The organism is Taibaiella sp. KBW10, assembly GCF_003852495.1.
GTDB lineage: Bacteria > Bacteroidota > Bacteroidia > Chitinophagales > Chitinophagaceae > Edaphocola.
In genome coordinates this window covers 116700-142894 of sequence record NZ_QAJI01000007.1, presented here as the reverse complement: position 1 = coordinate 142894, position 26195 = coordinate 116700, and the positions used below count along the sequence as shown (strand labels likewise).

Below are 26195 nucleotides of genomic sequence, written 5' to 3'. Positions count from 1 at the left end.
ATATGAAAAAAATAACACTAAAACACACGATTCTTTGCGGCTACCTGTTAGCCGGTTTTGGCTTGACAGTAAGCGCTCAGGTAAAGATTGGAGAAAATCCAACACAAATAATGACCGGTGCTAAATTACAGGTAGACGGTGGCAATACGGCGGCCAGTACGTCAAAAATAATAGTGGCATCGAATGGTCGTGTCGGTATTGGCACGAATAGCCCGGCAACTAAGCTGGATGTAGTTACCGGTAGCGGCAGTTACGGGTTGCAACACACAGACGGTACGGTACAGTTCAGGACCTATATCGGTTCCGGTTTTTCGAATGGCAGTCAATTATCGGCCTGGATTGGCACGAGTACTATTCATCCTTTAGATTTTATGGTTGGAGACGCCGCAAGGATGAAACTAACTACTGATGGCAAGTTGGGTATTGGTACCAATACTCCCGATCAGTTGCTGTCCGTGAATGGAGATGCCTCCAAAGCATCCGGTGGTACGGCTTGGGCGGTGTTTTCTGATAAACGTATCAAAAAAGAGATTCGCCCCTTTACAGATGGATTGGAAAAAGTACTGCAGATCAAACCAGTATTTTTTAAGTATAACGGGGAAGGTGGTATCAAAGCCTCAGTAAAAGAGGAAGTAGGTATTATTGCCCAGGATATGCAGCAGTTGGCACCTTATACGGTAACAGAAACAGAAACGAAAATAGATGACAGCGGTAAAGGACTGCTGCAGTTTGACAAGGCAGATGCCATTATGTACATGCTGGTCAATGCGGTTAAAGAACAGCAAAAACAGATTGAAAAACTGACCGCTGCCTTAGGGGAGACCGCTGTGAAAACAGAGCATCTGCAGCAGCAAAACAGCGCGCTTAGTGCTGAAGTAAAAGCATTGAAAGCGGAAGTGTCGCCTGGAAAATATGTAGCAAAATAACCCGGTTAAGGTGCTACATTGTAGGGATATTTGTGGTCAATCCGTTGTTCGGATTGACCACTTCTTTTGGTATAAATATCGCAATAAGAAGGGCGCTCTATTAAAACAACGCTCTTTACCGGCAAATAAAAAACTAATACAACAAGAAAAGGCAGGGCCCTACCTGAATACGCTATAGGTAATCATTTTTTAAAAAAACTGTGTATCTCAAAAGTATCTCGTTTTGCTAAAACGTGCATATCGATAGAATAGAGATATGTCGCATCATAATAATATCCGTTTTCTTGCCCGAAGGTAGCGGCATCTACATTGCTCGCTGTTTCTATTTTACCGATCTCCGGTTGAGAATAAACAGCATTTTTATCTTTTGATATGGCCAGCTCATAAATCATAAATGTTTTAGGATCAGCTCCGGGTATTATTGCATCAGAATAGTTGAAGTAAACCTGATTGTTGTCTTTGGAGTAACCGTTTTTCAAAACAACAAAAGTAGCAGGATTCGTCTTTTGAAGTCTTGCGGTAGCAAAGAAAACAGCATTTTTGTCCTTTGCATATTCTCCGGTAATACATTTAAACGTTTTAGGGTCTGCAAATCTGATATAGGCATCATACAAAAAGACAGAATCTTTATGTATGGTATATCCTTTACAATCATCCGAACGAAATCTTTTCTTAAAGGATTGTCCTTTCAGTATGGCCGGTATCACCAAACAGATGATCATAACCATCGTTATTTTCCCAAAAGCATGCCCTTTTTTATATAGCATTAATTGTATTTAGTTATAAAAAAAGCATCCACTTGCTTGGGGAAGGTAATTCTTATTTTGAGTTATCAGGCAACAATACCTGTAATCCACCAGTCCGTAATGAATAATCATAATGGGGCTTTTTTATGCTTAATTAATCACTCAAATCTGCCTGTAGTTTTCATTGCATTCTGCTAAGCCTCAAGAGACCGGTCCTTTCTGCTGCAACAGACCTGTATAAAAGTAACAACACACGAACACCGAAACGATTCCCCCGTTTAAAGGCAAAATGGACTATGTGAAAATAAATAGCCCATACTTTGTGTTACTTATGTAATACCTATTTAAGCAAAATAATACGCCAACCTTTTCCTTTGCCCAGCAGCAACGTTTTATCGTCTGCCGTATGATAGATTTTTGTGAACCGGTTTTCCCGGTTAAGCGTTGGGTCAGAGAAAAAGAGTTGCTGATCCAGGAGCTTGCCCTTTAAATCAAAGGCGGCATATAGCGATTTAAAGTTAATGGCCAATTCATCGTAACATTCACCCACCACATAGATTTTATCCTTCCAGACAGATAAGTCATAGACCATTTCTGTATCTTCTACATCTAAGTTGAACTGACTCAGGTGGTCGCCCTGAAGGGTATAGGTAGAGACCATCCAGTCCTGGTTGATCAGTCGGGCTGGCTTTTTGACAACCTTAGCCGCACGTGTTTGGATGCTTTCACCGGCAAGGAAAACCTGGCCCTTGTAAATTTGTACACATTTGATATGATAAAATTCGTTCAAAAATGTCTCCCGTATAATATTCCCGGTAGCCGGATCGTAGATCAGTAACACCTGTTTATATTCCTTGCAAAACAAGTCCTCCCTCTTGGTGCATACGCCGCCTACAATGTAGCATAAGCCACTGGCCTCATCCAAGGCACCACCGGTAACTGAAAACTCGGCCAGGTTTAAAGTGCTTTTCGCTTGTGCCAGTGCATGATAGTTAAAATGCTGGGCAAGAGGATCAATCGTTACAATACCCGCGGGTTCCGTAATAATGTAACAGCCCTTACCGTTTCTGCCAACCTTTGGAGGCGTTATACCAGTCACCGGAATAGCGCTGATTACTGTATCCTGAAGTAAATCCAGGTTATGATTAAGTACCCTTACCCAAAGCTTGTTTGATTTACTGCCTACCTGAAAAATAGTTTGTTCATCAATCTTGATTATTTGCTCGATCATTGCGCTTGTCTTAGCATCCCGGTAACCTGTGTTGCCCAAAAAATCCTGTTTGACCAACTCTCCTTTAAGGTTAAGCTTTATAATTGCCGAACGGAGCATATCAGGGCCGTCTTGTTTGGAGAATTTTTGACCTGCAATAAGGAAGCCATCATTAAGGATAACCGCGGCCTTTGCGACATTGTTGTCGTCAGGATAGAAACTTACATCAAATATTTTGGTACTGCCGGTCTTGACCGTTCTAGCCTCGCTTTGGGCCTTACAGGATATATCTATCCAGATAAGGAGGAATAATATTAAGGATAAGGTAAATGGACTTTTAGGGATACGCGGCATAGCACTTAATTAAGGGATAAAAAATGGAAGTCATTAATATGTTTGGTTTACCCGAGCGTCCTCATGCAAACCAGATCTACGGAATGTAAATGTGATCAATTCGATATGGTGTTAAAAAATAAAATAGTCAGGTTACAAGCTCAGTTGCATGAGGGTGTAAATATAAATAAAATAGAACTATATAGTCTGCGCGCGGAAAAACACTGCTCATTACCTTGTTAATCGCAGGAGGGGTAAAACTCTGTTATTTCCACACCTGATTGGGACTTGGCATAACACAATATAAAGAACTCATGCCAACCGCGGGTACAATAATCGAAACCCTATTACACTTCGTTAATCTTTGATCCGGGGTTGAACAGATGGCCTAACCTATGGCTGCTGTAGTATGGATAACTGTATCCATACAGATAAGTAAAACTGTGGCTGTGTTTGTTTGTCATACCTTTCTATTTTCGTGTACTCATCAGAAAAGAACATCTTCATGAATCATAAATTATTGCTACAGGCACCAGTCCATAAGCCTTTGAACGGTTGGATTAATGGCTTGCTCGGGGTACTCATCTTCAGCGGTTCCTTACCGGCAACAAAGATGGCCGTGCAGGTATTTCATCCTGTCTTTGTAACACTTGCCCGTGCGGTGATCGCAGGACTGCTTGCCTTAAGTGTTTTGCTCCTTTTTAAAGAAAAGCGTCCCGCCAAAACACAGCTGCTTTCCTTAGCGATTGTTGCTTTAAGCGTCGTGGTAGGCTTTCCCTTGCTCAGTGCCCTGGCCTTGCAATATGTGACCTCGGCACATTCTATGGTATTTCTGGGCATGCTCCCCCTGTCAACGGCTGTATTCGGAGTACTTCGTGGGGGAGAGCGGCCTCGTAAGGCATTCTGGATCTTCTCTTGCTTAGGCAGCCTCTTCGTAATCGGTTATGCCATTGCCCAGGGCTTATCGGCATCGCCCCTTGGTGATATCCTCATGTTACTTGCCGTCATTTTGTGCGGACTGGGCTATGCGGAAGGCGCAAAACTCTCCAAAACACTAGGCGGATGGCAAGTTATCTCCTGGGCATTAGTCTTGTCCTTACCGGTCATGATCCCTTTGCTATACCTGTATTTACCCTCCTCTTTTGCAGGCGTGCCTTTTAGCGCCTGGGCAGGTTTAGCGTACATCTCCCTTTTTAGTATGTTTATTGGATTTATATTCTGGTATAAAGGTTTAGCCCAAGGAGGTATTGCTGCCGTCGGACAATTGCAGTTGTTGCAACCCTTCTTTGGATTGGCACTGGCAGCTACTTTATTGCATGAACCGGTCAGTATCGGTATGTTGGGCATCACGGTCGGCGTCATTCTTTGTGTTGCGGGTAGCCGCAGATTTGCAAAATAGTCTCTTATCTTTAACGTGGCGATCCTGATGATTGGTTGAATGTCCTGCTACTCATCAATTCTATATGTATAGCCAGGCATTAATACACCGTGTACCATCTTTATAATTCAAAAAATCAAGGCTTATGTTTATACCCAATCTATCTCATTTCGATAACGAGGCCGAAAAAATTGCTTTTATGAAGCGATATGCTTTTGCAACGATGGTAACAACAAAAGATCAGGTACCCATAGCCACCCAATTACCTTTTGTTGTAGACGATCGTTCGGGTAAAGTATTGCTCAGTGCCCATTTCGCCCTTGCGAATGAACAGGCGGCATATATAGAAGACAATATCTCTTTGGTTATCTTTACCGAGCCTCATGCTTATGTTTCCCCACAACATTATGACAAAAAGGAAAGTGTGCCTACCTGGGATTATATAGCCGTACATGCTTATGGTAAGGCGCGGATTTTACAAACGGAAGCAGAGAAAATGAAGGCTTTGGAGCAGATGATTACTTTTTATGATGAGGATTACCGCGAACAATGGCGTACCCTTTCTGATAAGTTTAAAAAAGGGATGATGCGGGGTATTGTTGCTTTTGAGCTGGAAGTAACCGACTTGCAGGGACAAAAGAAATTAAGCCAGAATAAGACCCTAGTCGAGCGCGAAAGGATAATCAAACATTTGAAAGAAAGTGATAGTTCTGTGCAACATGAGCTTGCAAACTATATCCAGGATACACTTGCTACAACAAAGAATCCTTAAGGTATCGCTTTGTCGTTTTCATCACGGGAATGCAATTTTGTAGTGTACTTAGGGTTTTGAGCATTGTTTACATCCGTTAAATAAATAGAATTACTATTCTAAAATAGGTATATCGTTTTATATTTGAATTATATTCATGGTTTTGTATCGCTCTATGTCATAGGGCATTAATTGTTACTGTATATAAAAATCGATACTTGTCCCGCAGTAAAAGGGAAGGCTTATTTTGCCTGATGTGTTGCTATTGTATGATAGCACTTGCGGCACTAAGCACGAGTATGCTGTAAGCAGTAAATACAAAACCTTTAAAATAACGATAATGAAAAAGCACTACTTAGCCACGCAAATACCGGTACTATTACTGTTCTTATTGTTTACGATCTCCTGTAACGCGCAAGGCGGTACGAGTGTATCGAAAGCCGATGTAGCGCGTGCTACCAGACCTGCGAAAATGATAAAGACACAAGGGGACAATAAGTATAACACTGTTGGCCAAAGCATAGAAGATCAGGCAGGAAACCTTTGGTTTGGCACTTCCGCAGAAGGAATTTATCGCTATGATGGAAAAATATTTACCAATTTCACAGAGAAAGACGGTCTGATGAGCAATCGCATTTCCGGCATTGCAGCAGATAAAAACGGCGATATCTGGATAAGCACTCCCGAGGGTATTTCTTGCTACGACGGAAAGAAATTTAGAAATATACCTGTATCGGTCATCAACGGCAGTTATACCTATGGGGCGATTGGAAATAAAGCCGCTAAAGCCCCAATGGAGATATGGAGTATTTTTCAGGACAAAAAAGGGACCATTTGGATCGGCACCAATAATGATGGGGTGTATTGTTACGATGGAAAAGTTTTTACCCATTTTTTACATCAGGATAAGGTAGAGAATAAGGACGGTCTGCAACTTAATGCAGTAAATACGATACTGGAAGATAAGGCCGGAAATATTTGGTTCTCCACTTGGTTTGAAGGACTTTGCCGGTATGACGGGAAGGCTGTAATTCATTTTACGCCAAATGATGAGGTGTGGTTTTCGCGTATTTTTGAAGATAAAGCCGGAAATATCTGGGCCGGCCGGCGGGGAAAAGGCGTGTGCCGTTTTGATGGTAAAAGCTTTACCAATGTTTTGCAAAAAGGACTATTTGATGAATGCTGTGTCCTATGCATCACGCAGGATGAATCGGGAAATATGTGGTTTGGTACAGAGGCCGCTAATATTGCAATGAGGGATAATATGGGCGGTCTGTGGTCTTATAATGGACAGTCCTTCAAAAATTTTACGGCTGAAGAAGGTTTAGGTAATTATTCCGTTTTCAGTGTTTTAGGAGACCGTAAGGGAAATATTTGGGCGGGAACCAGAAATACTAGTTTATACCGTTACGATGGCAAAGTGATCCGCTCCTTTTCGGAATAAAATATCAGGCCATAACAGCATACATCAGCATCATTCGATGGCAAGCTAAGGTACGAATGGCTGTACCTACCGGCAAAGTGAAGGGTATTGCAATTATGGTGTCCCACGGAGACGCGATGTTTTGGATGATGCAAAAAGACTAAGCTTTACCAATCAGTTTATAATTCTTAAATCCACCTATCGTCCGGCCACCTAAGAGTTTATTTTCTATAAAATTGATAATCCTGTATTTTAGCTTAAACTTCTTTTTCATATTTGAAGTAGGCGCGCCGGTATACTGTAAAAAAGTATCCCAATCCATCTGTTTAATACGCTCTGCCATAACCCCGGGATGTGTTCCTTTAAAAAGGGGAAAATAGCTGAGGTTACCATAATCATACAAGGCTGTTTTAAAATGTTCAGCAACCGTACCATCGTGCATCGTCTTTTGTTCCACTATTTTCTTACCGATCTTTCTCGGATCTCTGCTCCATCCATAATGATACATATAGGCATCAATCAACAGGCAATTTAGTTTCCGTGTGCCTTCTTTTTGTCCGTAGCTAATACCGTCAAAGTGCTCTATGTACCGGAAAGACTGTGCATCTTTCCAGGAATGGGTTTTGGGGAGATTACGCACGATGCGGATTTCTTTGGGATAAGCAAAATGCAAGGCGTCTATATATCGATCATAATTGCCATAAAAATGTACATATTTCAAGATGAAGCCTTCCACACGGATATCGTGCAAATAATCTGTACAGGCCTTTTGAATAGCCGTATAACCGGCCTCGTGCAATACTTCATCCGCCTGGATATAAATACACCAATCGCCCGTGCAGGCCTTTAACGCTAAATCGGTCTGTTGGGCATAGATATTGCCATCTTTATGAAACGTTGCGATATCCCAATGAGTATTGATGATCTTGATCTTGGGAGAATCGATTGTCTGTAAAAGATCCAGCGTATTATCCTGGCTGTCTCCCAACACAACGATAAATTCATCAACAAGCGGCAATACAGAACGAATACTCTCCACAATCGGGAAGTCATATAGGCTTGCATTGCGAATTATTGTAAATCCACTGATCTTCATAAAGTTATATTTGTGGCGCAAAGATAATCAAAATCACATCCGGTGTGCATACACCTTTGTTACGGTTATTTTATTGCTGCGGGTCGGCGGTGTTTAGAAGACATAAGGCCCGCGATCAACGATCGCGGGCCTTATGTTATCAGGAAATAAAAGAAATTATTTATTTTTTGATCAGCTTATGCTGAGCAGTATATCCGGATGCCTGAAGGCGCAATAAATAGATGCCGGAAGCCAGTTTACTTATATCCAATTGCAGGTGATCTCCTTTGAACGGCTGTTCCAGCAAGCGTTTCCCGCTCATGTCATACAAGGATAGTACGGCATCTTTTGGAAGGATAGTGTTACTGCTAATGCGCACCACATCTGTAGCCGGATTGGGTGCCAGCACCAACTGCGGACGATTTTTATCAACGCCCTCAATCCCTGTAGTTTGGCTATAGGCATAGGCCGAAGATAGCGCGGTACAACCGTCGGTAGTGGTTACCTGTACCGTATAATTACCGCTTTGTGTAACCGAAAGACTAGGGTTATTACTATTCGCAATAGCCACATTGTCTTTAAACCACTCATAAGTACTGTAACCGGTAGCGACAGATAGGGTAGTGCCCTGTTGGCTAATAACCGGTGTGCTTACGGTGAATAAAGAAATGGTAACCGTATCGCTTACCGCACAAGTCCCATAAGTACCGCTAATCCAATAGGTACCGGCATTGTTAATGCTCAGGCTATTGCCGGTAGAGCCGTCAGACCAGGTGCTATTTGCTAAAGAGGCAGGTGCTTGCAGTACCAGTGTCGTCCCGGGACAAATACTCCTGTCGTTACCCAATAGAGCAGTATTCCCTGTGCTGGGTACAAAATAAAAGGTTTTACTGATCGTATCATTAGCCGGATTTTGATTCGGTAATTTTTTGATCCAGGCTTTGATAGTGATGGCACCACCAGCCGAAGGCGGTGCAAAATTACTGATCAGCTCAATATCGGTAAAGCTACCGGCATTAAGTGCATTATAGTCGGCAGTCACACCCGATTGGCCATTGCTGCTGCTCCAGGCCAATTCCAGCGGGAATACAGGAAGATCGCCGGTATTACGCATACGTACTTTTATCGCTTTGGGGCTAATGTCCAGGCAATCCGTATTCGGAGTATTATCTGCAAAAATGCTATCCAGTTGTACCGCCGTACTTCTGTTGCTGATCACGATATCACTAACCGCCCAGAAGTTTTTTAGTCCGTCATTGGTATTCGGGGCAATATATCCAAAACGCAGTCTGGCATTGCTAAGCCCGGCAAGAGGACTAATATCTATTGTTCTTTTGAAAGAAGGAAACACAGCAGAAGATACCCCATCACCAAAGTCCAGTCCCGTACTTTCCGATAATTTAATCCAGGTACTTCCGTTAAAACCTTCCACAATTGTTTTGCTCCTTCCGTCTACATGCGTATAAAATGCTTCATTCCATTCCAGAGAAAGCTGGCTGGCACCAGATAAATTCAATATTCTTGTTTCGATATACGCACTATCCGAATGATGTTGCATCAAGACATCTTCATAATAATAGGCATCGTAGATGGCAAATTTACCGGGAAACCACTGTGCGGCCTCCAAGCCGTTTTGGTCTTCATTTACATTATTAAAAAACCATTTTCTCGGGCTGGTTGCGCCACTTCTATCCGCATTGTTATACCGTGTATACGTAATGCTATCCTGCGGATGGCAGAAATGCTCCTCAAAAAATCTATGGAAATGCTGGTTCACATCTATGTCAATCGCTACCCCGTTAGCACCCACAGCTACTGCGGTAGTGGCGCTGGTCATTTGCACATCATATAATTTTTGGCTAAGCAGCGTGGGTATGGTACTCCAGCTCAGACCCGCATCAGTAGTGTACAATATGGTGCCGTTTGCCCCGGTAATCATACCATGCTGGGCATCATAAAAGTGTACTCCCTGCAAACCGCCGGCCGTAGTAGGAATCGTCGTCCAGGTTTGCCCCTGATCCGCACTGCGCATGATCAGGCTATTTGCTACCGCCACCACTACAGTACTACCGGCTACGGCTACAGAATAGACTGTTCCGGGTGTTGCAATGGCCGTCCAGGTATTCCCGTTGTCTGTGCTGCGGAAAGCCTGATTATTGGTCGCTACAGCGATACCCGTTCCCGAAGGGAAAAATGCCATATCATATACCGTAGAAGTAGCGATACCTGCCGGTGTCACAGTTGTCCATGTTGTACCACCATCACTTGTTTTTTTGATGAAGCGGCCACCACCGCTTACCCCAATCTGACTACCGGCAATAAAACCATTCTGTGCATCAAGAAAATGAATACACTGAATACTGCCGTTGGTTAATCCTGTAGCCGTAGCCGGAATAGCGGTCCAGCTATTGCCGGCGTTGGTTGTTTTAAAAAGGGAATTGGCGGTACCGCTGATATAACCGGTATTGGGCGTTGGAAAAGAAATATTTCTGAATTCACTGCCGGCTGCTACCGTTAAAGGCAACCAGTCATTACAGCTGTCATTGTACCTCACAACCGAAGCGCCATTGCCCACCGCAATAAACTCATGCGGTGCAATTTTTTTCATCTTCCAGAGGTGCTCTTCCGATCCGAGGTTGTTGTGTCTGTTGGTCTGTGCCGTAGCCATCAAGGGTAAACCTATCAAGAGCCCTGCATATAATAATTTGCGCATAAAAATCTGTTTTTTCGGGCGCAAAGTTCTGTTGAAGTGCGAAAAGCTTTGTCAGTAGAAGGTAATACTTATGTCATTTGTTGGTCATAAAGAAAGCGTATAAGTTATTGGAACACATAGGATAACATTGAATGTTGCCTTTTACTGTACTTCCCATCCAGAGCCTTTTAGCATCATATTATGGAAAATAAATTTGGATGATATGAAAATATATTTATTTTTGTGCATGCAAAAGCACTAAATGTGGCTTGCTTGCACACAACATATGATCAAACAAATTACAAATAAATATTGGTGGCTTTCACGATGGCAACGCGTGAATAGCTAGTATTTTTTTGTATAAAAATATCTCCCGTATAAGGGTCCGCTGTTCATGCGGGCCCTTTTTTTATTTTTTCCACTTACAAAAATGATTATATGCATTATGCAATAGCATGCCGTATTCATAAACGGCTGGCCGATACAGAAACACCCATTAGTGTCTACCTCAAATTGAGAGACCATTTTGCCGAAACCCTTTTAATGGAAAGCGCAGACCATAGCAATCCGGAAAATGATTTTTCCTATATCTGTTGCGCACCCATCGCCGGAATCTCCTTATCCGGCAATATACTGGAACATAAATTTCCGGATGGACATAATATCCGTAAGGAGATGACAGCAGATATAAATCTGGTACAGGAAATAGATGATTATCTTAATCGTTTTGCCGTTGCCGAGCATCCCTATCATTTTGACGTAAATGGACTGTTTGGATACCTTAACTACGACACCGTACGGTATTTTGAAAACATAACACTTGACGCCACAAAACCCTCATTAAAACAAATCCCGGATGTACGCCTGAACCTGTACCACTTTGTCATCGTCTTTGATCACTTCAGGAACGAACTATACATTGTTGTGCTGGGCGATCCGGAGCAAGCAGAGCAGGATATAGCCCTGATCGCGCAATACATCGACCATCGGAGTGTTCCTTCCTATCCATTTAAGACCACGGCGGCAGAACGTTCCAATTTTGAAGATGAAGCCTTTCTGGAAGTGATCGAAAAAGGACGCCAGCATTGCTTTCGGGGCGACGTTTTTCAGGTCGTACTGTCCCGTGAATTTGAAACCCCTTTCTCCGGAGATGATTTTAATGTCTATCGTGCCCTTCGATCCATCAATCCTTCTCAATACCTTTTCTACTATGATTATGGCAGCTACCGGCTGATGGGTTCTTCTCCCGAAGCACAACTTAAAATTCGTGAGGGAAAAGCCAGCATCCATCCTATTGCCGGCACCTATCGGAGAACGGGCAATAAGGAAGAAGACCTTAAACTGGCCATTGCTTTAAAAGCCGATAAAAAAGAAAATGCCGAGCATACCATGCTCATAGATTTGGCCAGAAATGACCTGAGCAAATGCTTCGGTAAGGTATCCGTAACCGCTTTAAAGGAGCTCCTGTTTTATTCCCATGTTATTCATATGGTTTCGGAAGTGACCGGAGCAGATCCGGTATCTGCTACAGCCAAATTTGGTGTCGTGGCCGATACCTTTCCTGCAGGCACTTTGTCCGGTGCGCCCAAGCACAAAGCGATGCAACTGATCGACCGTTATGAACCTACTGCAAGAGGATATTATGGCGGCAGTATCGGTTATGTGGGTTTTGACGGCAATTTTAATCAGGCCATCATGATCCGCTCCTTCCTCAGCAAAGACCATACTCTTTATTATCGTGCCGGTGCCGGCGTTGTGGCTGCTTCGGTGGCCAAAAATGAATTGATGGAAGTCAATCATAAAATCGCGGCTTTACGCAAAGCTATTGAAGCCGCACAAAACCTGTTTATATGAATATTTGCATCATCGATAATTACGACAGCTTTACCTACAACATCGTACAACTGGTGCGCAACATCAGCGGCATAGAACCGGCAGTGTTGCGTAATGACTGTTTTGAAATGGCTTCCCTGGCTGTTTACGATAAACTCATTTTATCTCCGGGTCCCGGGGTGCCGGAAGAGGCGGGGCAATTACTGGAAACCATACATACTTACGCAGCAAGCAAAAGTATTTTAGGGATTTGTCTGGGGCATCAGGCAATCGGTTCAGTATTCGGTGCCCGTCTGGTCAATATACCTTCCGTCCGGCATGGTATCGCTACGACTTTGCATCGTTGTACTGATGATCCGCTGTTCGATGGCTTGCCGGAACCGGTATCCGCAGGGCTTTATCATTCCTGGGTAGTAGATAGGGAGGGCTTTCCGGATACGCTTGAGGTCACCATGCAGGATGCAGAAGGGTATATTATGGCCTTACGACACAAGCATTATGATGTAAGTGGAGTACAATTCCATCCCGAAAGTATCCTCACACCTTCCGGCGCACAAATGATCACAAACTGGTTAAAAAAATAGCTAATGAAACACATACTAGAGACCCTGTATCATTATGGTACCTTAACGAAAAATGATGCGCAGTATGCTTTACAGCAATTGGCTTTAGGCGCTTGTAATGAAAGCCAGGCCGCCGCCTTCCTGTCGGCCTATATCATGCGCCGGCCCTCTGTTGCCGAATTGGAAGGCTTCCGGGATGCGATGATGGCCTTATGTATTCCCCTGGATTTTGCAGGATATGAAGCCATAGATATTGTCGGTACCGGTGGGGACGGGAAAAATACATTTAATATTTCCACTTTGTCGGCAATCGTTACCGCCGCCGCAGGTGTGCCCGTGATCAAGCATGGTAATTATGCCGCCTCTTCGGTGAGTGGCTCTTCCAATGTACTGGAGCATTTGGGATATGTATTTAGCGAGCGGCAGGAGCGGCTCGCCACGCAACTCGAACAGGCCAATATATGCTTTGTGCATGCCCCGCTATTTCACCCGGCCATGAAACAGGTGGCTATGGTACGCAAAAATATGGGCGTGCGTACCTTCTTTAATCTTTTAGGGCCATTGATCAATCCCGCACAGCCTAAAAACCAATTGTTGGGGGTCAATAGCCTGGAAACAGGACGCATGTATCATTATCTGCTCCAGGAAACGGGTAGGCGATATACCATTGTGCATTCTTTGGACGGCTATGATGAACTCTCGCTGACCGGTGCTTTTAAGTTGATCTCGACAGCGCAGGAGCGCTTGTGCCTGCCGGCAGACCTTGGTTTAGAACAAGTGGCTCCCGAAGCCCTGCAATCGGGAGATAGTATAGCTGCAGCGGCCAATATTTTTATAGCAGTATTGCAAGGAAAGGGTACAAAAGCGCAGCGTGCAGTAGTCGTTGCCAATGCCGCACTGGCTTTGCACTGCGCCCGTCCGGATCAGTCTTTTGCAGACTGTCTGGGGCTGGCGGTAGAGGCATTGGATTCCCTTAAGGCTTATCAAACATTTCAAACTTTATTAAAACAACCTATATGAGTATACTGGAAAAAATAGTAGCGACCAAACAAGCAGAGGTTGCAGAGCGTAAAGCATTATATCCGATGCTCTTACTGGAACGGTCTGTGTACTTTGATGCACCTGCCGTTTCGCTGAAAGAATATGTGCTGCGTGCCGATAAGAGTGGCATCATTGCCGAATTTAAAAGACGATCGCCCTCACACGGTGCCATAAATGAATATGCATCTATTGAAAAGGTATCGATAGGCTATATGCAGGCAGGCGCCAGCGCCTTATCTGTATTGACGGATAAAATATATTTCGGAAGCCAGCATCATGATCTGGAAACAGCACGCAATTATAATTTTTGTCCTATTCTCCGAAAGGAATTTATCATAGATGAATACCAGATCATTGAGGCTCGTGCCCAGGGTGCCGATGCCATATTGCTGATTGCAGCGATCTTAAGCAAGCATCAGATCAATGCTTTTACCCGGATGGCACATGCTTTAGGAATGGAAGTCTTACTCGAGGTGCATGAAAAGGAGGAACTGCAACAGATGAACACTGAAGTCGATCTGATCGGGGTCAATAACCGGAACCTGAAAACACTCGAGACCAATTGCGCACATTCTATAGAACTGCTGCGCTATATACCCGAAGGCATGGTGAAAGTATCGGAAAGCGGAATTGACAGTCCGGAGACCGCATGGAAACTGAAAAAAGCCGGATTTGAGGGCCTGTTGATCGGGGAACAATTTATGCGTTCTGCCGCTCCTGAAAAGGCCTGTGCCGATTTTGTAAAACAGTTAAACGTATTGGCACATGGAGATTAAGATATGCGGGCTTTGCCATACCGAAAATATACAATCAGTGGTGGATTTGCGCCCCGATTATATCGGGTTTATCTTTTATCCCGGCTCTAAAAGATACCTGGCTTATGAAGCCGCAAAGGCAAAATATATTGCCGGGATACAACATATTGCCAAAACAGGTGTTTTTGTCAATGCCGGTTTGTCTTTGATCCTGGAGACCGCAAAAGTATACGGTTTAGATTATATACAATTGCATGGATCGGAAGACCCTTTGCTGTGTGCCACACTTTCCCGTGCATACCCGGTCATCAAGGCTTTCTCCATGCATCCTGAATTTGATTTTCGCGTATTATCTGCTTATGAAGCGTCTTGTCGCCATTACCTGTTTGATACCGCAACAGCCGGTTATGGCGGCAGCGGACAGCAATTTGATTGGGGCTTGCTGGAACAGTACACCTTGTCTAAACCTTTTTTCTTGAGTGGGGGGATCGGTCCGGAACAGGCTGCTGTACTAAAGAGATTCCAACATCCAGGTTTTAAAGCAATCGACCTGAACAGCCGCTTTGAAGAGCAGCCGGGTCTTAAAAATATTAGTCTCTTAAATAAATTTATCTATGAAATACGCAATTGACGAACAGGGCTATTATGGCGCATTTGGTGGTGCTTACATTCCCGAAATGCTTTATGCGAATATCCAGGCTTTAAAAGAAAGGTATAAAGAACTGATTCGGGAGGACGCATTTAATCAGGAGCTGGATCAATTGCTGCACGATTATGTAGGCCGCCCTTCACCTTTGTATTATGCTGCCCGTCTTTCCACACATTACAACACGCGCATTTACTTGAAACGGGAAGACCTTAACCATACCGGCGCTCATAAAATCAATAATACGATCGGGCAGATTTTACTGGCGCAAAAAATGGGTAAGCGCAGGATCATTGCTGAAACCGGGGCAGGGCAGCATGGTGTCGCGACCGCAACAGTCTGTGCCCTTATGGGATTGGAATGTAAGGTGTATATGGGCGCAAAAGACATCCTGCGACAATCACCCAATGTCGCCCGGATGCGCTTGTTGGGTGCGGAGGTAATTCCCGTGCACAGCGGCAGCGAAACCCTGAAAGATGCGACCAATGAGGCGATACGGGATTGGATCAGTCATCCGGAAACAACACATTATATTATCGGATCTGTGGTTGGTCCCGATCCTTATCCCGATATGGTTGCGCATTTTCAAAGCGTTATCAGCAAAGAGATTCGTGTGCAATTGCAGCAGCATACCGGTAGTCCTTTACCCACAGCCGTGATTGCTTGTGTGGGTGGTGGCAGTAATGCAGCCGGGGCGTTTCACCATTTTCTGGATGAAGCGTCGGTACAATTAATTGCAGTGGAAGCTGCCGGTAAGGGATTGGACACAGGCTATACCGCTGCGACGATGGCACAGGGAAGTCCGGGCCTTATTCACGGCAGCAGAACCTATTTGATGCAATCGCCCGACGGACAAATAACCGAACCCTATAGTATTTCTGCAGGATTGGACTATCCCGGCATAGGACCTTTACATGCTCATCTTTATGTTAGTAAAAGAGCTAGTTATTTGCAGGCAACGGACGACGAAGCCTTGCAGGCTGCTTATCGCTTAATGCGGCTGGAAGGTATTATCCCGGCTTTAGAAACCGCCCATGCGCTGGCCGTGCTGGAAAAGGAATCCTTTATGCCCGACGATAAGGTAGTACTCTGTCTTTCCGGTAGGGGCGATAAAGATTTGGAAACCTATATAAAACACAAAGATGATGAACAGGATTGATTGTTTATTTAATACAAAAAAGAACCGTATCCTTTCCGTGTACTGTACGGCGGGTTATCCCTGTCTCAACAGTACGGTGACGGTAATCAAAACCCTTTCGGAACAAGGGGTGGATATGATCGAAATCGGAATCCCGTTTTCTGATCCTGTTGCGGATGGGCCGGTAATACAGCAAAGCAATACTGTAGCCTTGAAAAACGGAATGACCCTGGCTTTGCTCCTGGAGCAATTGAAGGAGATCAGAACGGTCACTTCCGTTCCGCTTATCCTCATGGGCTATCTCAATCCGATCCTGCAATATGGCATGGAGGCCTTATTGAAACAGGCAAAGGCTTGTGGTATTGATGGCTTGATTATACCCGATCTGCCGCTGCGGGAATATGAGCAGGCATATCAGTCATTGTTTGCACAATATGGCATCGCAATGATTTTCCTGATTACCCCTCAGACGGCTCCAGAAAGGATCCGGGAGATCGATCGCTTGTCTACCGGCTTTGTCTATATGGTTACGGCAGCCAGTACTACAGGCCGCCAGAGCAGCTTTACCACTCAGCAGACGCATTATTTCGAAGCGATACAAAAAATGGATTTGCGCAATCCCGTGCTGGCTGGATTTGGAATCCATGACCATACCGGTTTCCATACCGTTTGCCAATATGTACAGGGTGCCATTGTGGGCAGTGGTTTTATAAAAGCCATTGCGACCGGTGGCGATGCTGCTCTTCAGGATACAATTCCTCATTTTATTAAATCATTATACTCATGATCATTCAATTAAAACATCATATCGACAGTAGTACAAAGGAGAGGATTGCTCAATTTGTGCAAAGCCTTGATTACACTGTTTCAGAAGTCAGTACGCAGAAAGGAAATTATTTTGTGGGCATCGGTAAAAAAGAGATTGATATACGCCATATCGGTTCTTTGGAAGGGGTGGCGGATGTATACCGGGTTTCCGAAAATTATAAATTGGTGTCCCGTAAATGGAAGCAACAGACCAGCGCAATTGAGCTGGGACCCGGTGTGCTGATCGGCGGGCCGGAACCCGTTTTGATGGCCGGACCCTGTGCAATTGAAAGTGAAGATCAGGTGAGGGCTGTTGTGGATCATCTGAAACAACAAGGCATTCGTGTGATGAGGGGTGGGGTATTCAAACCCAGAAGCTCGCCTTATACCTTTCAGGGCTTGGGTATAGAGGGTTTACGTATGTTTCATCGTGTCTGTAAAGAAGCGGGTATCTATCTGATTACAGAAGTCATGGAGATTGCCCAAATAGAGCAGATGTACGATTATGTAGATGTATTTCAGGTGGGTGCCCGAAATACGCAAAATTTCAACCTGTTGAATGCCTTGGGAAAAACGGATAAGCCGGTACTGTTGAAACGCGGTATTAGCGGTACTATAGATGAATTATTGCAGTCTGCAGAATATGTTTTCTCGGCGGGTAATGAACAGCTGATGCTATGTGAACGAGGTATTCGTTCATTTGAAAGTGCCTATAGGAATACCTTTGACATCAATGCTATTCCTTTGCTCAAAGAAAAGACACATTTACCCGTTATTGCAGATCCTTCTCATGGAATTGGCATACGCAGCCATGTCGCGGCTGTAGCACTGGCGGCCGCCGCAGCGGGAGCAGACGGGATTATATACGAGGTGCACGCGCAGCCCGAACGGGCTTTGAGTGATGCACAACAGACGCTTAATTTTGAAGAATCTGCTGCTCTGGTCGCACAATTAAAACGCCTGGCCGCTGTACTGAAGTAGGATATAGGTAACCGGAGTATCCATTTAAAACAAACAGCTGCTTCCGTTTTAATCACAGCCATAACGCTTACAAATAAAATAGAGATAACCGGCTTGTCTACTAAAGGCCAAACGTAAATACAGATAATACACACCGTTAATACGGAGCATTGCCTTTTTGCAAAACGCTTAATAACGGTGTGTATATTTTATGGCAACAAGGTATCGATTGCGGCAGCAAGCGCCCGGTCTTTATCCGTCACGATATTACCGGCATCATGCGTGCTTAGCCAAATACTTACTTTATTCCATTCATTGGTCCATTTGGGATGATGGTTCTGTGTTTCTGCCAGCAAGGCAACACGGGTCATAAACCCGAAGGCCTCGCTAAAATCGGTAAACTGGAATGATTTGTACAGACAATTGTCTTGTGTTTCCCAGTTTGTGTTGCTGTTATGGTTCATATATAATCGTTTTTTCTGCCGGGGCAGATAATTTAAAATGATCGCCTTTTTTATGCAATAAAGAGCGCACCTCTGGTAGCATTTGGTCTAGCTGTTCCAGCTTGTCGATCACGAAATACTGCTCCTGAATTACATCTGTGCGGTAGGCTGTCTGTAAGATCGTGTCTACGTCAAAGGTTATGGTTGTCGTGTCCGTATCCATACTGTGTCGCGTTTCACCCGGAGAAGACAAGATGCCTGCGCCATACACTTTATGTTCCGAACCCTCTTTGATCAGCCCGAACTCAATCGTAAACCAATAGATGCGGCTCAGAATTGCGATCATCTCTTCGTCGTCAATCCATTCCAAGGCCAACTGGCCAAAGGACTGCATAAAGGAGGCATAAGCGGGATTGGCCAGTAAAGGTACATGCCCGAATACATCATGAAACATATCCGGCTCTTCGATATAATCCAGTTCTTCAAAGGTACGAAGCCAACAGGTAGCCGGGAATATTTTTTGGGAGAGCAACTCGAAAAAATGTTGTTGCGGCACCAATTCCGGTACGACGGTGAGCTGCCAGCCCGTAAGCCCGGACAGGGTTTCATTTACTTTGTTGAAATCCGGTATCTCGCCGGCATGAAAACCGATGGTTTCGAGTGCTTGCAAATAGGTATGGCTGGCATGTTGTTTTAAAAGAATCATCTGGCGTTCGAAGAGGGTTTGCCAAACCGTAAAGTCCTCTTGTGTGTACTGATCGTACTGCTGTGTCTGTGGTTTGTTACGTTCCATTGTTTATGGTTTTTTTGAAAAAAAGAAATCCCCGGTTCTTTTGGAACCGGGGATAAAGTATATCATTTGAGATATATACAAGTAGCCGCTACTCCAAACTGGATAGTTTAGAATAGTAATAATAATTAGCTACTGATATAATAGAATTGGCATTCATTGAACCGCAAAAATAGAAATTAGTCGGGAATAAACAAGCGATTTCTGGCAATGTATTGTTAAAATGTTGAATAAGTGCATAGGCCATGTTTATTTGTAAGCCCGTTTTTAAGACCAGGTATAGATACTATTTTGTGGTTTTATTATCTTCGTCTTTACATCACAACTTAAATTAAAATGGAAATAGATCATCTAGATCATCTGGTATTGACCGTGGCCGACATAGCCCGTACGGTTGCTTTTTATGAACAGGTATTGGGAATGGAAGTCATCACTTTTGGCGCAGGCAGAAAAGCTTTAAAGTTCGGCAATCAAAAAATAAACCTGCACCAAAAAGGCAGGGAGCTTGATCCGAAAGCGGCACATCCTGCTCCGGGCACAGCCGATATGTGTTTTATAACCCGGACACCTGTGGCTCTTGTGCTGGCCGAATTGAATGCCTTGAATATTGACATACTGGAAGGGGGGATTGTATCGCGTACGGGTGCGCAAGGCCCGATTCTTTCCGTTTATTTCAGAGACCCGGATCTGAATTTGATAGAACTGAGCAATTATGTATGAGCTATGCCTCTGCGACGCAATTACAGGTTGCCACCTTGTAATTTGCGTGCGATAGCGACCACCCAGTTACGGGGCGTAAGCCGTGCGGCATTTGCCATAATGTAGTTTAAGGTTCCGTGGATGGCAACCGCTTTTCCTTTCATCATGGCTTTATAACCATATTCAGCAACGGTTTTTGAGGTGGGTAGTTTTCTACCTTTGATCAGGCCGCTGTCATCCATCGATGCGGCAGCCACAAAACCACTTTCTGTAGGCCCCGGACATAAAGCGGTAACGCTGACACCGGCATCCTTCACTTCATTGTTTACGGCTTCTGATAAATGCAGGACATAGGCCTTTGTGGCAAAATACACGGCCATCAGCGGGCCGGGTTGGAAAGCCGCTGTAGAAGCCACATTCATGATCTTTCCCGAACGCTGCTTGACCATATCCCGGGCAAACAGTTTTGTAAACTGCGTCAGGGCAGTGATGTTCAGGTCGATCATTTGCTGCTCCTTTGCCCAACTCGTTTCTGTAAAGAACCCAAAATCACCAAAGCCCGCATTATTAACCAAATAATCTATGGAAATCTGCATGGCTTTCAGTTCCTCGTATACTTCCTGTGCGGCATCCGCTAAGGACAAGTCTTTAGCCATTATATGTACCTTAAGGTTGGGGTATTGATGGCTGATATCCGATTTAAGGGTCTGCAGTTTATCGACACTTCTGGCTACGAGTACGAGGTCGTTACCTTGCCGGGCAAATATTTTAGATAGTTCCAGGCCAATGCCGTTGGAGGCTCCCGTAATTAGTGCTGTTGCCATATGAGGTGCTTTTGCTACAAAGCTAGTCCAATATTCGGGAAAGAAATAAGCCCACCAAAAGATTCCTTGCAAAATCCTTGGATGGGCTTAATCAAATAATATTGAGGTTTTATCTACGGTAAATTTCGTCGATCTGTGTTTGGTATTTTTCCGTAATAATCTTTCTTTTTAAACTTAGTTTAGGCGTCATGGTGCCTTCTTCTACACTCCATTCTTTATCGAGCAATACAAAACGCTTTACCTGCTCTATGGCACTGAAGTCCTTGTTGTGTTTTTCTACTACCGATTTGTAATGTTTGATCACCGCTTCATTTTTGACGGCTTCCGCATCAGAAGTATATTCCAGCCCGTTCAGCAACATCCATTTTTGCATGTTTGCGAAATTAGGAACGATGAGCGCACCTACATATTTTTCATTGGCACCCAAAACCATAATCTGTTCGATATAACGGCTTTCTTTCAGTTTGTTTTCGATAGGTTGTGGCGCAATGTATTTACCACCGCTATTTTTGAATAGCTCTTTTTTACGATCGGTTATTTTTAAAAATTTCCCTTCGATTAAAGTGCCGATATCGCCTGTATGCAGCCATCCGTCTACAATAGCATTTTTGGTCTCTTCCGGATTTTTGTAATAGCCGAGCATCACATTATCTCCTTTACACAAAATCTCTCCATCTTCTGCTATTTTCAGAGCCACTCCCTTTATGGCCGGCCCTACCGTACCTAATACCCTGTTTTCCGCTTCATAACGGTTTACCGCAATGACGGGAGAACTTTCGGTGAGGCCATATCCTTCCATAATCGTAAGCTGTGCCGCAGAAAATAGCCTGGCGATACGGGGCGGACAGGCCGCTCCGCCTACTACAATAGCTTTTACTTTGCCACCCAGCGCAGCCCTCCATTTATTGAAGATGATTTTATTGGCCACCGCAAGCTTCATATTGTACAGGGCAGAACGCTTTTGCGGATCGTATTGATTGCCTAAGCCCACGGCCCAGTAGAATAAATTTCTTTTTACACCGGTGAGGGTGCTACCGGTATTCATGATTTTCTCATATACTTTTTCGAGCAAGCGGGGCACGGTCACAAATAAAGAGGGTTGTACCTCTTTCAGGTTTTCCGCTATGGTTTCCATGCTTTCTGCATAGTAGATGGAATACTGATTGAACAGGTAGATATACGTTACCGTTTTTTCGAAAATATGATTGAGCGGCAAAAAGCTCAGGCTTTTCTTCTCTTCCACGCCAATGCCATTGATCACCTCTTCGGTAGTCCGTACATTGCTCATGATGTTTTTATGCGTGAGCATAACCCCTTTGGGCTTTCCGGTAGTGCCCGAGGTATAAATAATCGTGGCGACATCATCTTCTGTAATGGCCTCGCTTCTTTGATCGATAACTTTTTGTGCTTCCGCATCAGGACTGCGTTTGAGGCTCGCCCAGTTCGGAGCATCTTCTACTTCTAAAAAGGTATAAATATATTCCAGTGAGGGTACCTGATCTTTAATGCTGCATAATTTCTTATACGTTGCTTTGTCATGGACAAAACAATACTTTACACCTGCTTCGTTGAAAACATAGGCGATTTCATCCAGGTTAGTATTAGGATAAAGCGGTACCAGAATGGCACCTGTTTTTTGCACGGCAAGGTCGGTAATAATCCATTCAGGTCTGCTGTTGCTGACAATGCCTACCTTTTCCCGGGTTTCAGTCGTAGGGTTATGTTGTAGTCCCAAATGAATCAGTCCATTCGCCAGGGCATTTACTTCTTCGATAACTGCCGGTCCGGACAAAGGTTCGTACTGTTTGTTCTTCTTCCCGGCCAGCAACACTTCTTTATTGCCAATACGCTCTGGTTCTATACAGTCAAAAAGCCTGGTGTATTGCGTCATATATGATGAAAATAGTTAATTCAGTATAAAAGTATACTTTTTACACTTACTAAAGGATATTGTATTGTTTTTTAACAGGGCAATGATCAGCGTTCACTCAATTCCAACCAGCGTAATTCTTTCTCGTCGATCTTAAGAATGATCTCAGAAATACGGTCGCCCATCTTTTGCAATTCCTGAAAATCAATACCGGACTGTGCCATTGCCTCTTCCAGCGATTTTCTTTCGGCCTCTAAAGCGGGAATCTCCTTGTTGAGTTGCTCTAATTCTCTTTTTTCTTTAAAAGAAAGCTTAGGGCCTGCTGCCACTGCTGCCTGGGGTTCTTCAACGTCAATTTGAATAGCACTTACCGGTGCTGCAACTGCCGGCATGCTTGCTCCTTTTTGTTCCTCTTTTAGGATATCGCGATACTGGGAGTAATTGCCCGGAAAATCGCGAATGGCGCCATTTCCTTCAAAGACAAATAAGTGATCCACCAGCTTGTCCATAAAGTAACGGTCATGCGATACAATAATGATACAACCGGGGTATTCAATCAGGAATTCTTCCAAGATATCCAGTGTGGGCAAGTCCAGGTCATTGGTCGGCTCATCCAATACCAGGAAGTTGGGATTGCGGAACAGGATAGATAAGAGTTGTAATCTTTTCTTCTCTCCACCACTTAGTTTTGAGATAAAGGTAAATTGCTTTTGCGGCGTAAAGAGAAAACGCTCCAGAAACTGTGCCGCACTCACTTTAGTACCATCAGCCAAGGGGAAATATTCCGCAATGTTTTTTACATATTCGATCACGCGTACATCCTCTTTGATCACTAATCCGTCTTGCGAGAAATCACCGAATACGATTGTATCACCGATATTGATCTTGCCACTGTCGGCAGGTTCTTTACCCAGGAGCATATTGATAAAGGTCGATTTTCCCGCACCGTTAATACCGACAACCCCTACACGCTCTCCACGTTTGAAGGTATAGTCAAAGCCTTTCAGGATTACTTTGTCGCCAAATGACTTATATAATTTTTTAATCTCCAGAATTTTTCCACCCAGCCTGGTCATCTTTACCTGTAATTCCAGCTCCGCATCCTGTATTTTCTTTTGCGCCCTTGCTTTCCAGTCGTAGAAAGCTTCTTCACGTGCTTTAGACTTGGTGGTTCTGGCTTTGGGCTGCTTGCGCATCCATTCCAATTCCTTGCGGTACCGATTGCGTGCTTTGTCGATACTGGCCTGTTCATTTTCTACGCGGGAGGCTTTTTGTTCCAGGAACCGTTCATAATTCCCTCTGGTATGGTAAACGCGGGCATTATCCAGCTCCAAAATATCGGTACAGATATTATCCAGGAAATAACGATCGTGGGTTACGAGCAGCAGGGTTACTTTATCCTGGCTTAAATAATGCTCCAGCCATTCGATCATGCCCACATCCAGGTGGTTGGTCGGTTCATCGAGTATCAACAGGGTATGGCGATGTTCAAAATCCATATCGATCAGCACCTTTGCCAGTGCGATTCTCTTTTTCTGTCCTCCGGAAAGGGTACTGACCTGATGGTCGAGATGATGGATATTTAATTTGCCTAAGATTTGCTTTACCGTGCTGTCATAGTGCCAGGCATTGAGGTTATCCATTTCCTGAATCGCATCCGCTAGAGCGGCAGCATCAGGTGTGTTATCGCCTTCCGTAAGGCTTTCATACCTTTTTAAGGCATTCACGATCGGGTGATCGTAACTGAATATATTTTCGAGAATGGTTCTGCTGTCATTTAAATAAGGATCCTGGTCGAGCAGGACTACTTTTACATCCTTATGAATCCATACCGTTCCTTCATCTGCGATCTCCTGACCACATAATATTTTTAATAAAGTGGATTTTCCGGCGCCGTTCAGGGCCACCAGGGCTATTTTGTCGCCTTCATTAATGTGAAAGCTGATATCTTCAAACAGAGGTTTGTCCGCGTATGTTTTACTTAAATGGTCTACCGATACATAATGCATAGCCGCAAAGATATTATTACTATAGCTTATTGCCTGCTAAATGATCGATTTATTTCTCCCGGTATATAGCACAGCGCCTTCTTTACAGATGCTTCCCCGAAAGGCAGCTTGATTTCTGTGATTTGATTCTATAAAAAAATGGTAATTCCCGATTTCGATTTTCATAATTGTGGTTATTATATGCGATATTTGGACATCGATTAAAGCATATATCATTCATGAAGATCAATTTTAATGCAGGTCCTGCCGCTTTACCCCAAGATGTTTTAGCCGCCGCCGCTACCGCCGTAATAGAGTATGACCATTCCGGTATGTCCATACTGAGTATCTCTCACCGGGGCAGTCATTTTACCGCAATTTTGAAGGAGGCCAATCAATTGGTATTGGAGCTGTTGGGGCTGGATGATAGCTATGCCGTAATGTGGTTGCAGGGTGGGGGAAGATTGCAATTTGAAATGATTCCCATGAATTTTTTGAAAGAAGGAAGTACCGCGGCCTATATCGACTCCGGTCATTGGGCCGCCGATGCCATGAGCAATGCGCCCCGGTATGGAAACCTGCATGTGGCCGGAAGTACCAAAGCATCAAAATATCGTACGGTGCCCGAAGTGCTGGATATTCCTGCTGATGCAGCATACCTGCACCTTACCGCCAACAATACGATTTATGGTACACAAACGTTTTCTTTTCCGGAAACGAGCGTACCGCTGATCGCGGATTTTAGTTCCGAATTATTTAGCCGTAAGATCGATTATAGCCAATTTAGCCTGATTTATGCGGTTGCGCAAAAGAATATAGGCCCTGCCGGTGTGACCTTGGTCGTGGCAAAAAAAGATTTTATCGATCGGCCGGTACGGGATTTGACTGATATCCTGAGTTATAGTGCCATGGCTAAAAACAATTCTTTGATTAATACCGCTCCGGTATTTGCTATATATACTTCGCTGCTTAACCTTAGGTGGATTAAAGAAAAAGGTTTGGACCTGATCGAACAGGAGAGTCTTGAAAAAGCAAGGATGCTGTATGATTATATTGATCAAAGCCAATTATATAATGGCGTAGCCGAAAAGAGTAGCCGCAGCCGGATGAATGCCTGTTTTGTACTGAACAGGGAAGAGTTGACCAAAGATCTGGTTGCCTTTGCTACTGCCCGCAACATTACCGGTATTGAGGGGCACCGCAGTGTAGGTGGTATCCGTGTATCGATGTACAATGCGATCAGCATAGCAGATGTGAAGGAACTGATCGTCGTGCTCCGTGAATTTGAACAAATGCATATATAA

23 protein-coding genes are annotated in these 26195 nt (G+C 44.2%); 14 read left to right on the top strand and 9 right to left on the bottom strand.

The annotated features are described in order from the left end of the window. The first annotated feature begins 2 nt into the window (after positions 1 to 2). Positions 3 to 926: a tail fiber domain-containing protein gene (locus tag DBR32_RS14555; protein WP_124637098.1), complete on the top strand. Its 924-nt coding sequence runs from the start codon at positions 3 to 5 to the stop codon at positions 924 to 926. Positions 927 to 1108: 182 nt separating this feature from the next. Here the strand turns inward: DBR32_RS14555 and DBR32_RS14550 are convergent, their stop codons facing one another. Beyond that, complete coding sequence (locus DBR32_RS14550) at positions 1109 to 1693, bottom strand: DKNYY domain-containing protein (protein WP_124637097.1); 585 nt, start codon at positions 1691 to 1693, stop codon at positions 1109 to 1111. Between the two features lie 319 nt (positions 1694 to 2012). Then, a complete protein-coding gene (locus tag DBR32_RS14545; protein WP_124637096.1) occupies positions 2013 to 3236 on the bottom strand; it encodes a hypothetical protein in 1224 nt (407 codons plus the stop codon). 484 nt (positions 3237 to 3720) lie between these two features. On the opposite strand from DBR32_RS14545, the gene DBR32_RS14540 reads away from it, so the two are divergent. The 3 genes from DBR32_RS14540 (at position 3721) to DBR32_RS14530 (ending at position 6788) form a co-directional block, all read left to right on the top strand. Continuing rightward, positions 3721 to 4614, top strand: coding sequence for a DMT family transporter (locus tag DBR32_RS14540; protein ID WP_124637095.1), 894 nt, complete (start codon positions 3721 to 3723; stop codon positions 4612 to 4614). A gap of 124 nt (positions 4615 to 4738) precedes the next feature. After that, positions 4739 to 5365, top strand: a complete 627-nt coding sequence (locus tag DBR32_RS14535) for an FMN-binding negative transcriptional regulator (protein WP_124637094.1) — start codon at positions 4739 to 4741, stop codon at positions 5363 to 5365. A 319-nt stretch (positions 5366 to 5684) separates the two neighbouring features. Beyond that, positions 5685 to 6788 (top strand): two-component regulator propeller domain-containing protein, encoded by a 1104-nt coding sequence (locus tag DBR32_RS14530; protein WP_124637093.1) that lies wholly within the window; start codon positions 5685 to 5687, stop codon positions 6786 to 6788. A gap of 139 nt (positions 6789 to 6927) precedes the next feature. Here the strand turns inward: DBR32_RS14530 and DBR32_RS14525 are convergent, their stop codons facing one another. Beyond that, positions 6928 to 7863, bottom strand: a complete 936-nt coding sequence (locus DBR32_RS14525; protein ID WP_124637092.1) for a glycosyltransferase family 2 protein — start codon at positions 7861 to 7863, stop codon at positions 6928 to 6930. A 160-nt stretch (positions 7864 to 8023) separates the two neighbouring features. Next, positions 8024 to 10555 carry a T9SS type A sorting domain-containing protein gene (locus DBR32_RS14520; protein ID WP_124637091.1) on the bottom strand — a complete coding sequence of 844 codons (2532 nt, stop codon included), beginning with the start codon at positions 10553 to 10555 and terminating at the stop codon, positions 8024 to 8026. A 417-nt stretch (positions 10556 to 10972) separates the two neighbouring features. Here DBR32_RS14520 and DBR32_RS14515 point away from each other — a divergent pair, with 417 nt between their 5' ends. Genes DBR32_RS14515 through DBR32_RS14480 form a run of 8 tightly spaced genes read left to right on the top strand, consistent with a single transcriptional unit; the run spans position 10973 to position 18298 of the window. Further along, entirely contained in the window at positions 10973 to 12388 is a 1416-nt protein-coding gene (locus DBR32_RS14515; protein WP_124637090.1) for an anthranilate synthase component I family protein, read from the top strand. Further along, complete coding sequence (locus DBR32_RS14510) at positions 12385 to 12951, top strand: aminodeoxychorismate/anthranilate synthase component II (protein WP_124637089.1); 567 nt, start codon at positions 12385 to 12387, stop codon at positions 12949 to 12951. The genes DBR32_RS14515 and DBR32_RS14510 overlap by 4 nt, the downstream gene beginning before the upstream one ends. Before the next feature lie 3 nt (positions 12952 to 12954). Beyond that, positions 12955 to 13950 (top strand): anthranilate phosphoribosyltransferase, encoded by a 996-nt coding sequence (gene trpD / locus DBR32_RS14505; protein ID WP_124637088.1) that lies wholly within the window; start codon positions 12955 to 12957, stop codon positions 13948 to 13950. After that, positions 13947 to 14747 (top strand): indole-3-glycerol phosphate synthase TrpC, encoded by an 801-nt coding sequence (gene trpC, locus DBR32_RS14500; RefSeq protein WP_124637087.1) that lies wholly within the window; start codon positions 13947 to 13949, stop codon positions 14745 to 14747. Before trpD ends, trpC begins: the two co-directional genes overlap by 4 nt. Further along, the gene (locus tag DBR32_RS14495) at positions 14737 to 15357 is read left to right on the top strand and encodes a phosphoribosylanthranilate isomerase (protein WP_124637086.1); all 621 of its coding nucleotides are present in this window, start codon (positions 14737 to 14739) and stop codon (positions 15355 to 15357) included. The genes trpC and DBR32_RS14495 overlap by 11 nt, the downstream gene beginning before the upstream one ends. Next, positions 15341 to 16531 (top strand): tryptophan synthase subunit beta, encoded by a 1191-nt coding sequence (trpB, locus tag DBR32_RS14490; RefSeq protein WP_124637085.1) that lies wholly within the window; start codon positions 15341 to 15343, stop codon positions 16529 to 16531. The genes DBR32_RS14495 and trpB overlap by 17 nt, the downstream gene beginning before the upstream one ends. Next, positions 16515 to 17297 carry a tryptophan synthase subunit alpha gene (trpA, locus tag DBR32_RS14485; protein WP_233559753.1) on the top strand — a complete coding sequence of 261 codons (783 nt, stop codon included), beginning with the start codon at positions 16515 to 16517 and terminating at the stop codon, positions 17295 to 17297. The genes trpB and trpA overlap by 17 nt, the downstream gene beginning before the upstream one ends. After that, positions 17294 to 18298, top strand: coding sequence for a bifunctional 3-deoxy-7-phosphoheptulonate synthase/chorismate mutase (locus DBR32_RS14480; RefSeq protein WP_124637084.1), 1005 nt, complete (start codon positions 17294 to 17296; stop codon positions 18296 to 18298). Before trpA ends, DBR32_RS14480 begins: the two co-directional genes overlap by 4 nt. Before the next feature lie 188 nt (positions 18299 to 18486). Here the strand turns inward: DBR32_RS14480 and DBR32_RS14475 are convergent, their stop codons facing one another. Continuing rightward, the gene (locus DBR32_RS14475; RefSeq protein WP_124637083.1) at positions 18487 to 18741 is read right to left on the bottom strand and encodes a 4a-hydroxytetrahydrobiopterin dehydratase; all 255 of its coding nucleotides are present in this window, start codon (positions 18739 to 18741) and stop codon (positions 18487 to 18489) included. Beyond that, complete coding sequence (locus DBR32_RS14470; RefSeq protein WP_124637082.1) at positions 18731 to 19513, bottom strand: phenylalanine 4-monooxygenase; 783 nt, start codon at positions 19511 to 19513, stop codon at positions 18731 to 18733. Before DBR32_RS14470 ends, DBR32_RS14475 begins: the two co-directional genes overlap by 11 nt. A 333-nt stretch (positions 19514 to 19846) precedes the next feature. Between DBR32_RS14470 and DBR32_RS14465 the strand changes: the two genes are divergently transcribed. Next, the gene (locus tag DBR32_RS14465; protein WP_124637081.1) at positions 19847 to 20230 is read left to right on the top strand and encodes a VOC family protein; all 384 of its coding nucleotides are present in this window, start codon (positions 19847 to 19849) and stop codon (positions 20228 to 20230) included. 20 nt (positions 20231 to 20250) lie between these two features. On the opposite strand, the gene DBR32_RS14460 is transcribed toward DBR32_RS14465, so the two are convergent. The 3 genes from DBR32_RS14460 to DBR32_RS14450 all read right to left on the bottom strand — a co-directional run bounded on the left by DBR32_RS14460 (position 20251) and on the right by DBR32_RS14450 (position 24912). After that, on the bottom strand, positions 20251 to 21033 hold the full coding sequence (locus DBR32_RS14460) for an SDR family oxidoreductase (protein WP_124637080.1): 783 nt from the start codon (positions 21031 to 21033) through the stop codon (positions 20251 to 20253). A 109-nt stretch (positions 21034 to 21142) separates the two neighbouring features. Further along, positions 21143 to 22924, bottom strand: a complete 1782-nt coding sequence (locus tag DBR32_RS14455; RefSeq protein WP_124637079.1) for a long-chain fatty acid--CoA ligase — start codon at positions 22922 to 22924, stop codon at positions 21143 to 21145. Positions 22925 to 23010: 86 nt separating this feature from the next. Next, on the bottom strand, positions 23011 to 24912 hold the full coding sequence (locus tag DBR32_RS14450) for an ABC-F family ATP-binding cassette domain-containing protein (RefSeq protein ID WP_124637078.1): 1902 nt from the start codon (positions 24910 to 24912) through the stop codon (positions 23011 to 23013). A gap of 218 nt (positions 24913 to 25130) precedes the next feature. Between DBR32_RS14450 and serC the strand changes: the two genes are divergently transcribed. Continuing rightward, positions 25131 to 26195 carry a 3-phosphoserine/phosphohydroxythreonine transaminase gene (serC, locus tag DBR32_RS14445; RefSeq protein WP_124637077.1) on the top strand — a complete coding sequence of 355 codons (1065 nt, stop codon included), beginning with the start codon at positions 25131 to 25133 and terminating at the stop codon, positions 26193 to 26195.

Bases quoted from the DNA above. Each gene is read 5' to 3' on its own strand.
- DBR32_RS14555 (WP_124637098.1), top strand. From the start codon at position 3: ATGAAAAAAATAACACTAAAACACACGATTCTTTGCGGCTACCTGTTA.
- DBR32_RS14550 (WP_124637097.1), bottom strand. From the start codon at position 1,693: ATGCTATATAAAAAAGGGCATGCTTTTGGGAAAATAACGATGGTTATG.
- DBR32_RS14545 (WP_124637096.1), bottom strand. From the start codon at position 3,236: ATGCCGCGTATCCCTAAAAGTCCATTTACCTTATCCTTAATATTATTC.
- DBR32_RS14540 (WP_124637095.1), top strand. From the start codon at position 3,721: ATGAATCATAAATTATTGCTACAGGCACCAGTCCATAAGCCTTTGAAC.
- DBR32_RS14535 (WP_124637094.1), top strand. From the start codon at position 4,739: ATGTTTATACCCAATCTATCTCATTTCGATAACGAGGCCGAAAAAATT.
- DBR32_RS14530 (WP_124637093.1), top strand. From the start codon at position 5,685: ATGAAAAAGCACTACTTAGCCACGCAAATACCGGTACTATTACTGTTC.
- DBR32_RS14525 (WP_124637092.1), bottom strand. From the start codon at position 7,863: ATGAAGATCAGTGGATTTACAATAATTCGCAATGCAAGCCTATATGAC.
- DBR32_RS14520 (WP_124637091.1), bottom strand. From the start codon at position 10,555: ATGCGCAAATTATTATATGCAGGGCTCTTGATAGGTTTACCCTTGATG.
- DBR32_RS14515 (WP_124637090.1), top strand. From the start codon at position 10,973: ATGCATTATGCAATAGCATGCCGTATTCATAAACGGCTGGCCGATACA.
- DBR32_RS14510 (WP_124637089.1), top strand. From the start codon at position 12,385: ATGAATATTTGCATCATCGATAATTACGACAGCTTTACCTACAACATC.
- trpD (WP_124637088.1), top strand. From the start codon at position 12,955: ATGAAACACATACTAGAGACCCTGTATCATTATGGTACCTTAACGAAA.
- trpC (WP_124637087.1), top strand. From the start codon at position 13,947: ATGAGTATACTGGAAAAAATAGTAGCGACCAAACAAGCAGAGGTTGCA.
- DBR32_RS14495 (WP_124637086.1), top strand. From the start codon at position 14,737: ATGGAGATTAAGATATGCGGGCTTTGCCATACCGAAAATATACAATCA.
- trpB (WP_124637085.1), top strand. From the start codon at position 15,341: ATGAAATACGCAATTGACGAACAGGGCTATTATGGCGCATTTGGTGGT.
- trpA (WP_233559753.1), top strand. From the start codon at position 16,515: ATGATGAACAGGATTGATTGTTTATTTAATACAAAAAAGAACCGTATC.
- DBR32_RS14480 (WP_124637084.1), top strand. From the start codon at position 17,294: ATGATCATTCAATTAAAACATCATATCGACAGTAGTACAAAGGAGAGG.
- DBR32_RS14475 (WP_124637083.1), bottom strand. From the start codon at position 18,741: ATGAACCATAACAGCAACACAAACTGGGAAACACAAGACAATTGTCTG.
- DBR32_RS14470 (WP_124637082.1), bottom strand. From the start codon at position 19,513: ATGGAACGTAACAAACCACAGACACAGCAGTACGATCAGTACACACAA.
- DBR32_RS14465 (WP_124637081.1), top strand. From the start codon at position 19,847: ATGGAAATAGATCATCTAGATCATCTGGTATTGACCGTGGCCGACATA.
- DBR32_RS14460 (WP_124637080.1), bottom strand. From the start codon at position 21,033: ATGGCAACAGCACTAATTACGGGAGCCTCCAACGGCATTGGCCTGGAA.
- DBR32_RS14455 (WP_124637079.1), bottom strand. From the start codon at position 22,924: ATGACGCAATACACCAGGCTTTTTGACTGTATAGAACCAGAGCGTATT.
- DBR32_RS14450 (WP_124637078.1), bottom strand. From the start codon at position 24,912: ATGCATTATGTATCGGTAGACCATTTAAGTAAAACATACGCGGACAAA.
- serC (WP_124637077.1), top strand. From the start codon at position 25,131: ATGAAGATCAATTTTAATGCAGGTCCTGCCGCTTTACCCCAAGATGTT.